Annotated in this window: 8 protein-coding genes; 7 read left to right on the top strand and 1 reads right to left on the bottom strand. The window is 34.1% G+C overall.

Annotated elements, in window-relative coordinates; all coding sequences use genetic code 11:
- Positions 1-72: 72 nt before the first annotated feature.
- Positions 73-1,743, bottom strand: a complete 1,671-nt coding sequence (gene gldJ, locus Q0857_RS00535) for a gliding motility lipoprotein GldJ (protein ID WP_298530625.1) — start codon at positions 1,741-1,743, stop codon at positions 73-75.
- A gap of 262 nt (positions 1,744-2,005) precedes the next feature.
- Between gldJ and porU the strand changes: the two genes are divergently transcribed.
- From porU to Q0857_RS00500, 7 genes are all read left to right on the top strand, one after another.
- Complete coding sequence (porU, locus tag Q0857_RS00530) at positions 2,006-5,890, top strand: type IX secretion system sortase PorU (RefSeq protein ID WP_298530622.1); 3,885 nt, start codon at positions 2,006-2,008, stop codon at positions 5,888-5,890.
- 35 nt (positions 5,891-5,925) lie between these two features.
- A complete protein-coding gene (gene porV / locus Q0857_RS00525) occupies positions 5,926-7,176 on the top strand; it encodes a type IX secretion system outer membrane channel protein PorV (protein WP_298530619.1) in 1,251 nt (416 codons plus the stop codon).
- Positions 7,177-7,268: 92 nt separating this feature from the next.
- The gene (gene cdd, locus Q0857_RS00520) at positions 7,269-7,751 is read left to right on the top strand and encodes a cytidine deaminase (protein WP_298530617.1); all 483 of its coding nucleotides are present in this window, start codon (positions 7,269-7,271) and stop codon (positions 7,749-7,751) included.
- Between the two features lie 183 nt (positions 7,752-7,934).
- Complete coding sequence (gene pdhA / locus Q0857_RS00515) at positions 7,935-8,933, top strand: pyruvate dehydrogenase (acetyl-transferring) E1 component subunit alpha (RefSeq protein ID WP_298530614.1); 999 nt, start codon at positions 7,935-7,937, stop codon at positions 8,931-8,933.
- 3 nt (positions 8,934-8,936) lie between these two features.
- Entirely contained in the window at positions 8,937-10,553 is a 1,617-nt protein-coding gene (locus Q0857_RS00510) for a pyruvate dehydrogenase complex dihydrolipoamide acetyltransferase (protein ID WP_298530611.1), read from the top strand.
- Positions 10,554-10,707: 154 nt separating this feature from the next.
- On the top strand, positions 10,708-11,652 hold the full coding sequence (locus Q0857_RS00505; RefSeq protein WP_298530608.1) for a M28 family peptidase: 945 nt from the start codon (positions 10,708-10,710) through the stop codon (positions 11,650-11,652).
- On the top strand, positions 11,645-12,328 hold the full coding sequence (locus Q0857_RS00500; RefSeq protein WP_298530605.1) for an SDR family oxidoreductase: 684 nt from the start codon (positions 11,645-11,647) through the stop codon (positions 12,326-12,328). The genes Q0857_RS00505 and Q0857_RS00500 overlap by 8 nt, the downstream gene beginning before the upstream one ends.
- Positions 12,329-12,384 lie beyond the last annotated feature (56 nt).

Below are 12,384 nucleotides of genomic sequence, written 5' to 3'. Positions count from 1 at the left end.
ATTATTTTTAAATAAAAGTATAAAAAAAGTCCTAACTCAGTTAGGACTTTTTTACATATCTATTAAAAGCTATTAGTTTTTGCTTTTGTTTTTAGTCTTGCTTTTTGAGCCAACTCTAGACATGGCACATCTAAAACCAATATAGTCGGTTGCCATATCTTGAGGGAAATAACGTCTTTGAGCAGGATCTAACCAGTATTCTCTGTCTTTCCATGACCCTCCTTTGTATACTCTAACTTCATCATTTATTAAAGACGTTCTATTATTTCGTTTATCGTATTCTCTTACGATATTTCCTAAAGAATCTCTTGAAATAGAATGCTTCGGAGAGTTATACATTTTTCTAGTGTCTGAATCAGAGCCGTCTACTGTTTCATCATCGTTAAAGCTCTCAAAGTATCTAGAAGAACGTTTATCTCCATCTCTAAAGTTAACAGCGTTACTTTTATCGAAATTAGTTCTTAAGTATGTTTCGTTTTCATCAATAGGAATTTCAGCAATTTCACCAGGTAAATTTCTGGCAATAACTTTACCATTAGACAAAGTATCGTAAACAATATCATCAGAAGTAACAACTTTTACAGTGCCATCTTCATTAATAGCGTTTTTAGTGTATACATTTCCACGGTAATAATTGAAATCATTAAATTCATCATCAATAATTGGTCTGTAAACATCTGCTACCCATTCAGCAACATTTCCTGCCATATCATATAATCCATAGTCGTTTGGTTCGTATGACTTTACAGCGTTTGTAATATCGGCTCCATCATCAGACCATCCAGCTATACCACCATAATCACCTTTACCTTGTTTAAAGTTGGCTAATTGGTCACCTTTAATTTTACGTTTGTCAGAACGTGTATATTGTCCGTCCCATGGATATTTTTTACGTCCACGATATAGATTGTAACTTCTTAATTCACTCAGACCTAAAGCAGCATATTCCCATTCTGTTTCAGTTGGTAGTCGGTATTTTGGTCCAATTACTCCCGTTTCCATAGAAGCATAAACGCCAGTTTCATTACCATCTTCATCAACTTTAACATTTCTGTTTCTTCTACCATCAGTATCTCCTGTGTCATATGCACTTGGGTCTACTTGGTATCTACTTGTGTTGAAGTAATTTTCAGGATCCATCTCAGAGACATTAATATCTCGATATCCATTTCTCTGTAAATTCAATTCATTAACACGATCTGTACGCCAATTGGCATATTCAACAGCTTGAATCCAACTTACTCCAACTACTGGATATTCAGCGTATGCTGGATGTCTTAAATAGTTGTCGGTCATAACTTCATTAAAACCAAGACGATTTCTCCAAACAAGAGTGTCAGGTAAAATTCCTTTATAAATTTCTTTATATAGGTCATCATCTGGTGGGTAAAGTTTCTTCATGTAGTCAAGATATTCAACATACATTAAGTTTGTTACCTCAGACTCATCCATGTAGAATGATTGAACGTGCTGTTGGTTGGGGCTATTATTCCAATCATGCATAACATCGTCCTGCACACGTCCTTTTGTAAACGTTCCTCCTTCAACAAAAACTAAACCGGGTGCGGTTTCTTGTTCTTTAAAGTCGGTGTTGTATTGAAAACCACCATCTCTAGAATTGATTTCCCATCCTGTAGCTCTGGAGCTGTTTTTTGAACTTGAGGATTTTTTACAGCTAGTAGAAACTACTGCTAGCGCTAAAATCAATAGAACTTTTATTGATATTACTTTTTTCATATCCATAATTTTAAGTAAGCTAATAATATTTTTGGTGCTGCAATATAAGAATTAAACCGAATAAGGCAAGCTGTTTTTTACATTTTAACCAAAAAAAGTGTATTTCATCCTGTTTTTGGGTTATTACAACGATGTTTTTGTCCAATTCAACGTTGTTTTGATATGTAATAAACGTAGGCATAACTATTTTATTATTGTATTTTTGACCTAGTTTTTAAAATTGTTGTTTTTTAAATAATAACAAGTCGCTAATATCGTTATTCTAGCAATGAAAAAGGAAATTTTGTTTTTATTACTGATAACTTCAGTAAACTTATTTGCGCAACAAAAAAAGTATACTATTAATTGGGAGGGTACGCAAAAACTTTTTGGTGCCGACTTTTCAATTGAAGTGCCATCTTTCGATAAAGAACATTTTACTTATAATGATGATGAACTGCTTTTTGTTGATCAATGGCAAGGAGAAGGGGAAGTTATAGAGACATCTATTTCATTAACAAATGTAATTTATGAGCCTATTTCTGAAATAGATTTAAAGGATTTGAATATTTCAAGTATTCCTAATGAATTAAAATATAGTCTTGTAAATGTTAGTGCTAGAGATAAGAAATATGTGCACTTTCAATTGGTGCCTATTATAAGAACGGGTATTGAGAGCTATAAAAAAGTAACGGGATTTCAAATTAATTATAAGCGAGGCGTAAATTTTAAAAAAGCATCTAGGACAGGTAAAGGTTATGCTACCTCAAAAGTTATTTCTAATTCGGTTTTAAATGATGGAGAGTGGTATCGGTTTTATGTTGATACTACAGGCGTGTTTAAATTATCTAAAGATTTTTTACAGAAATTAGGTGTTAATGTTAACAGTGTAAATCCGAGAAATATAAAATTGTATGGTCATGGAGGAAGCATGATTCCTTACGCTAATTCGGTTCCGTACCCTTATGATGTTCCAGAAAACGCCATAAAGTTTGTAGGAGAAGAAGATGGTGTTTTTAATAATGAAGATTACATATTGTTTTATGCTCGTGGTCCTAAAGGTTATAGTGAAGATAGTAGAACGCATATTAATTGTTATACCGACAAAACATATTATTACATAAACATAAGCTCTGGTAATGGAAAACGTATTCAACCATTCTCAGAACCTAATGGGATTGCCGATGTTGTTATTGATTCTTTTGATGATTATCAGTACCATGAAATTGACACCTATAATTTAGTGTCTTTAGGTAGGCGTTGGTTTGGAGATAAATTTGATATTGATAATAAAAAGGAGTTTGTTTTTGATTTTCCTGACTTAGTCACATCAGAGCCTGTACGTTTAAATGTTGTTGTCGCTGCGGCTTCCACTTCATCTAGTACTATGGGAGTGAATGTAAATGGAGCTAATATTACAACATTTAACTTGGCAGGAGTATCTTCTCCAACTTTTGGAAGTGGAGCTCAGTTTAATGGCGATATTAGTGTTAACTCATCAAAAGTTAGTGTTCAACTTGATTTTAATAATCAAGGTAATCCAAGTACGATAGGATATTTAGATTTTGTGTCGGTAGAGGCAACAAGAGCTCTTAATTTTGACAACAAGCAATTTCAATTTAAAAAAAACGATGTTATTTCATCTAGTGGAATTGGTGAGTATACTATTAGTAACGCTTCTCAATTATCAGAAGTTTGGGATGTTACCGATTTATATAATGTTTCAAATATTCAGAATACTGATGGGAATGCTAGTTTTAGTTTTAAATCGACCTTAGGAGTTTTAAAACATTATGTGGCTTTGTCGTCTTCCGATTTTTTTAATCCAAGTTCAGATTCCAATACCTCATTAAGTAACCAAAATATAAAAGGGAGTATTTTTAAAAATTCGGAAGGAAATTTTCAAGATGTAGATTACATTATAGTAGTACCTAACAATATGCTTAATCAAGCAGGTCGATTGGCCAATATTAATAGAACTCAATACGGTTTAAATGTTAAAGTTTTGGGGTTAAACGAAATATATAATGAATTTAGTTCAGGTAACCAGGATGTCGGAGCTATTCGTAATATGGTAAAATATGTTTATGATAATGCAAGTACTCCTGAGAAGAGATTGAAATATTTGTGCTTATTCGGAGATGGTTCTTATGATTATAAAGATAGAATTCCAAACAATACTAATATTGTTCCATCTTGGTATTCTTATAACAGTTTTAGTTTAGCGACTTCGTATGTTTCTGATGACTTTTATGGTATGATGGATTTTAATGAAGGTACCATGGTATCTGCAGATAAATTGGATATAGCTGTCGGTAGAATTTTAGCTGATACGCCACAGCGCGCCAAAGAAATGGTTGATAAGATCGAATCCTATTATATAAAAGAAGCTTTTGGAAGTTGGCGGAACAATTTTGTTGTTGTATCTGATGATGTAGATAAAGATTGGGAAGGTATATTGCAGGGTACAACGGATGAAGTGGGTAATTTGGTTAATGATAAAAAACCTTTTATTAATGTAATAAAAATTCATTCAGATTCTTTTGAACAGCAATCATCTGCTGGAGGAGATAGATATCCTGCAGTTAATACAGAAATATCTAATGCTGTAGATAAAGGTGCTTTAGTATTGAACTATTTTGGTCATGGAGGCGAAGACGGTCTAGCAGAAGAACGTATTTTATTAAAGCCAGATATTAATGATTTTAGAAATGTATGTAAACTTAATTGCTTTGTAACCGTAACCTGTGAGTTTACAAGATTTGATAATCCTTTTAGACCAACAGCGGGCGAGTTTACTTATTGGAATAAACAAACAGGAGCTATTGGTTTAATAACTACTACACGTCAAATATTTGTGAGTTTTGCAGTGTCTTTTAATAGAGTTTTGGGGCAGTATTTGTTTTCTTATAATAATGACAATGATATAGTGAGTAACGAGTATCCGACTATGGCCGAGGCTCTTAGGTTAGCAAAGTCAGATCCTATGGTCGCAAATTCAGCCCAAAGGCGTTTAATATTTTTTATTGGAGATCCGGCTATGAAATTAGCCTTTTCTCAACCCAATATTAAGCTAACCAAAATTAATGACACTCCAATTACCCAGGCTACTGATACTTTGAAAGCATTGAGTTATGTAAAGCTAGCCGGAGAAGTAACAGATGCTTCAGGTAATTTACTGCCAAATTACAATGGAACGCTTTCAACTACCATTTACGATAAATATATAGAGAGAAGTACTTTGGCTAATGATGGTACACGATTAAATGGTGAGCTCGTTTTAATGGATTTTAATACATTAGGAGAAATTATATTTAGGGGGCAGGCTTCAGTAGAGAATGGACAATTTGAATTTGATTTTGTTGTTCCAAAGGATATAGGAATTCCAGTGGGTTTTGGAAAGGTGAGTTTTTATTCTAAAAATGAAGAATTATCTCAAGATAAATCAGGAGCGGTTGTAAACACAATTAGAATAGGTGGAATTAATGAGAATGCAGAGGAAGATAATATTGGTCCAGTGGTAACTATATATATGAACGATGAAAATTTTGTTTCAGGAGGTATTACCAATGAATCTCCAACATTATTAGCTAAGCTTGAAGATATTAATGGTATAAATACAGCAAGTGGGGTAGGACATGATATTGTTGCTATTATTGATGGTGATGAGAAAAATCCAATTATTTTAAATGACTATTACGAAACGGAAATTGATGATTATTCAAAAGGAACTATTAGTTTTCCATTGCGGGATCTAGAAGCTGGCTTGCACACTTTAACCTTAAAAGCTTGGGATGTATATAATAATTCTTCTACCTCAGAGATCCAGTTTGTAGTATTTAATGAAAATCAAGATTTAGTGATTAATAACGTTCTTAATTATCCAAATCCGTTTGTTAATTATACAGAATTTTGGTTTAATCACAATAGTTCAATTCCTTTGGACGTTTCTATACAAATATTTACTGTTTCAGGTAAATTGGTTAGAACTTTGAATGGACAAACCATTGGAGGTATTAAATCGACCAGCTCGCTTTCAAGAGATATTATATGGGATGGGAGAGATGATTTTGGTGAAAAAATTGGGAAAGGCGTTTATATATATAAACTTAAAGTTCATTCTAGTGCCTTAAATAAAACTGTTGAAAAGATAGAGAAACTTGTAATACTGTAATAAAAAATTATATTTGCTAAATTAAAAACTAATTCATGAAGAATCGAATACTGCTACTTTTAGCTTTTGCTGTTATAATAAAGATTGAAGCTCAAAACCCAACAACCATAATACCAAACCCGAATGATTCAAGAGTTATCACTACGGGAGTGCCGTTTTTATTAATTGCTTCTGATGCTCGTGCGGCTGGTATGGGAGATATGGGAGTTGCAACTTCGGTAGATGCGTTTTCTCAACAATGGAATTCATCAAAATATGTGTTTTCTGAAACCAAGTCGGGGGTTGGAGTTACCTATACACCTTATTTAAGTAAGTTGGTTAATGATATATTTTTAGGTGGCTTAACTTATTTTAATAGAATAGATGAGAAAAGTGCATTTGCGGGAAGTTTAAGATATTTTTCTTTAGGAGATATTGAGTTTGTTCCAGACGAAAATGCGACTCCCCTTGTTCAAAGGCCAAATGAGTTTGCTCTGGACCTCTCTTATGCGTTGCGTTTAAGTGATCAGTTTGCTATGTCAGTTGGTATGCGTTATTTAAGGTCAGATTTAAAGCTTAATGTTGGAGATGTTGACGCCGCGGCCGCAAGTACTTTTGGGGTTGATATTTCAGGATATTATCAAAGTGAAGAAGAAGCCTATGCAGATTTTAACGGACGATGGAGAGGTGGATTTGCTATTCAAAATATTGGACCAAAATTTAAGTATGATGAAGGTGGCGTAGAGAATTTTCAACCTACGAACTTGCGTTTAGGTGGTGGTTTCGATTTTATATTTGATGATTATAATAAATTGGCTGTAACTGCTGAGTTTACTAAACTATTAGTGCCTACGCCTCCGATTTTAGGAACATTATATGAGTATACAGATAATAATGGCAGCGGAATGTATGATCCAGAGGTTGATGAATTAGGAGAGGCTATCTCTGCAGAGAATGGAATTATATACAAAGGTAAGTCGAATGATGTAAGTTTCTTATCTGGAATGTTTCAGTCTTTTGGCGATGCTCCTGGTGGTTTTGAAGAAGAGATGAAAGAAGTTACATGGGCGTTAGGAGCTGAATATATGTATCAAGATTCGTTTGCTTTTAGAGCTGGATATTTTAATGAGGCTGAAGAAAAGGGGGCAAGAAAATTTCTTGCTTTAGGAGCAGGTTTTAAGGCTAATGTTGTAAATATAGATTTATCCTATTTATTTTCAACGTCAAAAGTACAGAGTCCTTTAGAAGGAACCTTGCGTTTTTCATTAACGTTTAATATTGGTGCTGGCGAATATGTTGAGTACTAGTCCTTATTGATGCAGAATAATATTAAAAACTATTGCATTCGCAATAGTTTTTTGTTTCTAATCGTTTTTTTAACTTTACAAGATCGGTAGTTATGAAAGAAATTAAGAAGGAAACGGTACTTTATATTTACGAGTCTTTAGATACGCTTCCCAAAGCTACTATTAATTTAATGGAGCATGCTGTAGAAGCAAGAAAAAAAGCCTATGCACCATATTCCAAATTTCAAGTAGGTGCTGCCTTGTTGTTAGACAATAATGAGATCGTTATCGGAAATAATCAAGAAAATGCATCATACCCATCAGGTTTATGTGCTGAAAGAACAGCAGTTTTTTATGCTGGTTCTCAATATCCAAATGCTAAAATTCTTCAAATCGCTATATCGGCGGCATCTTTAAATAAACAAACAGACAAACCTATACCTCCCTGTGGAGCTTGTAGGCAAGCTATTTCTGAATACGAACTTAAACAGGAATCACCTATTGAGATTTTTTTTATGGGTGAAATTGGAAATGTTGCTAAGTCTAACTCACTTTCAAACTTACTCCCTTTCATATTCGATAAATCAGAATTATAGCATTTTTTCTTATGATGTTTTTCAGATATCTAAGAATGTATTCTTAAAATTATTAAATAAATAATTGGAGGGAATTAGAGTCTGTTTTTTCACATTTTTTCTAGTTTAATAAGATTGAGTTTTTTCAGTAACTGACAAAGTATTACTTTTGTAATCCGCTAATTAATAATTTAACATTATTCGATGCAAAAAATAACGAAAGAGGTTTACCTCAAGTGGTATGAGGACATGTTATTCTGGAGAAAGTTTGAAGACAAACTTGCTGCTGTTTACATTCAACAAAAAGTAAGAGGATTTCTTCACTTATATAATGGTCAAGAAGCTGTATTGGCAGGTGCTTTACATGCTATGGATTTGACTAAAGATAAAATGATAACTGCATATCGTAACCACGTTCAGCCTATTGGTATGGGTGTTGATCCAAAACGTGTTATGGCTGAACTTTATGGAAAAGCAACTGGAACTTCTGGTGGAATGGGAGGTTCTATGCATATATTTTCTAAAGAATTTCGCTTTTACGGTGGGCACGGTATTGTTGGTGGTCAAATTCCTTTAGGAGCAGGAATTGCTTTTGGAGATAAATATCATGGTGAAGATGGTGTAACTTTATGCTGTTTTGGTGATGGTGCTGCTAGACAGGGTTCTCTTCACGAAACCTTTAACTTGGCTATGCTTTGGAATTTACCAGTCGTATTTGTTTGTGAAAATAATGGTTACGCCATGGGAACGTCTGTTGAAAGAACAGCAAATCATGAAGATATATACAAATTAGGGTTGGGCTATGATATGCCTTGTGCGCCCGTTGACGGAATGAATCCAATTAAAGTTGCTGAAGCTTTTGATGAAGCTATTCAGAGAGCGAGAAAAGGAGGAGGTCCTACATTTTTAGAGCTTAAAACGTATAGGTATAGAGGACACTCAATGAGCGACGCCCAACACTATAGAACTAAAGATGAAGTAGAAGAGTACAAAAAAATTGACCCTATTACTCAAGTTAAGGATGTGCTTTTAGATAAGAAGTATGCAACTGAAGATGACATAAAAGTTATTGACAAACGTGTTAAAGCTAGAGTATTAGAGTGTGAAAAATTTGCAGATGAATCACCTTATCCAGAGAAGCAACAACTTTATGATATGGTATACGAGCAAGAAGATTATCCATTTATTCAACACAAATTATAAGCTATGGCAATAGTAGTAAATATGCCGCGTTTAAGCGATACCATGGAAGAAGGTACTGTTGCGGCTTGGCTAAAGAAAGTAGGAGATAAAATTGAAGAAGGCGATATACTGGCTGAAATTGAAACAGATAAAGCAACAATGGAATTTGAATCCTTCAACGAAGGAACTTTACTTCATATTGGTGTACAAGAAGGAGAAACAACTAAAGTTGATGAACTTTTAGCTATTATAGGAGATGATGGAGAAGATATTTCAGGAATATTAAGTGGCGGAGGGAGTTCTGCTCCTGCTGAAGCTGAAGAAACGAAAGCCGAAGTTACTGAGACTGTAGAAGCTGACAATTCATCAAGCGAAGCTGTTGAATTGCCTGAAGGTGTTATTGTGGTTACTATGCCACGTCTAAGTGATACCATGGAAGAAGGAACTGTGGCAACATGGTTGAAAAAAGTAGGTGATGTTGTAGAAGAAGGTGATATTTTAGCTGAAATAGAAACAGATAAGGCAACTATGGAATTTGAATCATTCCAATCAGGAACTTTATTAGAAATAGGATTACAGGAAGGTGAATCTGCAAAGGTTGATGAGTTACTTGCTATTATTGGACCTGCAGGAACAGATATTTCTGGAGTGTCTGCTAACTTTTCATCTTCGACACCAGCTAAAAAGGAGGAAGCATCAAAAGTAGAAGCTAAAAAAGAGACTCCAAAAGCAGCTCCGGTTGTAGCATCTAAAACCAGCGCACCAGCTCCTACACCAGTGACCGCTAATGGGCGAGTGTATGTGTCTCCTTTAGCTAAAAAATTGGCAGAAGAAAAAGGTATTAATTTAATTAAAGTTCAGGGTTCTGGTGAAAATGGACGTATTATTAAGCGGGATATAGAGAATTATGAGCCAGCAGTATCTGCGGCTTCCGTTGGAAAATTTGTGCCATCAGGTCAGGAAGATTTTGATGATGTAGATAATTCGCAAATGCGTAAAGCAATAGCAAAGGCTTTAACGAATTCTAAGTTTTCTGCTCCTCACTATTATTTAAGTGTTGAGTTTGATATGGAAAATGCCATGGCATTCCGTACTCAGTTTAATTCCATTCCTGATACCAAGATTTCTTATAACGATATTGTAGTTAAGGCTTGTGCTTTAGCCTTGAAGCAACATCCTCAAGTGAATTCACAATGGTTTGCTGATAAAATGCGTTTGAATAACCATGTGCATATAGGTGTTGCAGTAGCAGTTCCTGATGGATTGGTTGTGCCAGTGGTGCGCTTTGCAAATGAGCAAACCTTACCGCAAATTGGAGCTGCTGTTAAAGAGTTAGCAGGAAAAGCTAGAAACAAAAAACTTACACCGGATGAAATGCAAGGAAGTACCTTTACGGTATCTAACTTAGGTATGTTTGGTATTGATACATTTACCTCTATCATCAATCAACCAAATTCGGCAATTCTTTCTGTTGGAAATATTGTTGAAAAGCCAGTTGTTAAGAATGGTCAAATAGTTGTAGGACACACTATGAAATTATCATTAGCCTGCGACCATAGAACGGTTGACGGAGCTACAGGAGCTCAATTCCTTCAAACCTTAAAGGGATACATTGAAAACCCAGTGACGATGTTAGTTTAAAAAGTTTATTTTTTTAATATATAGGCCTGTTTCATATTATTTGAAACAGGTTTTTTTGTTTAAAAGAGAAACAGGCGATCTTCTCGTATAAATAGGCATAAAAGTAGAATCGTTGTAAAGAGTTTTTTATCTTTAAACTTTAATAAATTTTCTTATGAATAGAATAATATATGTAGTGGCTTTGCTTCTTGTTTTTAGTTGTGGCGGCCAAGAAAAATCCAAATTGATTACAATTACCCCAGACGATGTAAAAAGCACAGTAGCTTATTTAGCTTCTGATGATCTAGCAGGAAGAGATACGGGGAGCGAAGGAATTGAAAAAGCAGCCGTATATATTGAGACTATTTTTAAGAAAAATAAAATAAAACCATATTTTGAAACATATCGGGATAATTTTAAAGTTGATAGTTTGGATGCGTTCAATGTTGTTGGGTTTATTGAAGGGAGTGATGCAAAACTCAAAAATGAGTTTGTTGTCATAGGAGCTCATTACGATCATATTGGTTATGGAAAAACTGTTGATGGTGATTCGATTGCCAATGGAGCAAATGATAATGCAGCAGGAACCAGTGCGGTAATTGCTTTGGCTAAATATTTTTCAATTAAAAAAAATAATAAAAGAAGCATAATATTTTCATTGTTCTCTGCAGAAGAAAAAGGGCTTTTGGGATCTAAACATTTAGCTAAACGCCTTAAGGCGGAAAATTTGAACTTATATACCATGGTTAATTTTGAAATGATAGGCGTGCCTTTTAAAGATCGAGATTACGAAGCATTTGTAACCGGTTTTGATATGTCTAATATGGCTGAAAGGATAAATGCTTATACCAAATCAAATGTAATAGGAAAGTCAGAAGTGGCGATAAAATATAGTTTGTTTAAGCGTTCAGATAATTACCCGTTCTATCAAGAATTTAAAGTGCCTTGCCAAACAATTTCTTCATGTGATATGTCTAATTTTGACTATTATCATCATGTTGATGATGAGGTGGATAAATTAGATTATCAGTTTATGGCAAGTTTGATTAATAAATTGATTCCTGCAATAGAAACAATGACAAATACGACTACTAAAGAAATTATGATGAACAATGAGTAAAAACATAATTATTACCGGAACAAGTAGAGGTATTGGTTTTGAATTAGTTCAATTGTTTGCTAAAGCTGGACATAATGTTCTAGCGCTTTCAAGAAATGAAAAGCCAATTCAAAGTTTAAATTTAGAAAATGTGACATGTTTTCCTTTTGATTTGAGTAGTCAAGAGGCTTATAAGAAAGTTGAAAATTTTGTAATATTGGAATGGAAGCATGTGGATGTGTTAATTAATAATGCAGGAATGCTTTTAAATAAACTATTTGCTGAAACGTCTATATCGGATTTTGAGAGCGTTTACAAAACCAATGTTTACGGAGTAGCTGAACTAACAAGAATAGTGTTGCCATTTATGAAAAGTAGCAGTCATGTTGTAACTATTAGCTCAATGGGTGGTGTACAAGGCAGTATGAAGTTTCCAGGTTTAGCAGCTTATAGTTCTAGTAAAGCTGCCGTTATTACGTTAACGGAGTTGTTAGCTGAGGAATATAAAGATTCTGGGATGTCGTTTAATGTATTGGCTTTAGGTGCCGTACAGACTGAAATGTTAGAAGAGGCTTTCCCTGGATACGAAGCGCCAACTACAGCTTTAGAAATGGCGCAATACGTTTTTGATTTTTCGCTTAATGGAAATAAATATTATAACGGAAAGCTATTGCAGGTTTCTAATTCTACACCTTAAAAAGAAATAAAAACAAAGAGAAAGCTTGTTTTTGACGTTTAGAGAATAAAATTTAA

It is taken from the genome of uncultured Algibacter sp. (assembly GCF_947495925.1).
Lineage (GTDB): Bacteria > Bacteroidota > Bacteroidia > Flavobacteriales > Flavobacteriaceae > Algibacter_E.
Note: the sequence above shows the minus strand (reverse complement) of the source record. Positions and strands in the feature narration are given on the sequence as shown.

What these genes read in the sequence shown, in the direction of transcription:
- gldJ (WP_298530625.1), bottom strand. Translation starts at nt 1,743, where the DNA reads ATGGATATGAAAAAAGTAATATCAATAAAAGTTCTATTGATTTTAGCG.
- porU (WP_298530622.1), top strand. Translation starts at nt 2,006, where the DNA reads ATGAAAAAGGAAATTTTGTTTTTATTACTGATAACTTCAGTAAACTTA.
- porV (WP_298530619.1), top strand. Translation starts at nt 5,926, where the DNA reads ATGAAGAATCGAATACTGCTACTTTTAGCTTTTGCTGTTATAATAAAG.
- cdd (WP_298530617.1), top strand. Translation starts at nt 7,269, where the DNA reads ATGAAAGAAATTAAGAAGGAAACGGTACTTTATATTTACGAGTCTTTA.
- pdhA (WP_298530614.1), top strand. Translation starts at nt 7,935, where the DNA reads ATGCAAAAAATAACGAAAGAGGTTTACCTCAAGTGGTATGAGGACATG.
- Q0857_RS00510 (WP_298530611.1), top strand. Translation starts at nt 8,937, where the DNA reads ATGGCAATAGTAGTAAATATGCCGCGTTTAAGCGATACCATGGAAGAA.
- Q0857_RS00505 (WP_298530608.1), top strand. Translation starts at nt 10,708, where the DNA reads ATGAATAGAATAATATATGTAGTGGCTTTGCTTCTTGTTTTTAGTTGT.
- Q0857_RS00500 (WP_298530605.1), top strand. Translation starts at nt 11,645, where the DNA reads ATGAGTAAAAACATAATTATTACCGGAACAAGTAGAGGTATTGGTTTT.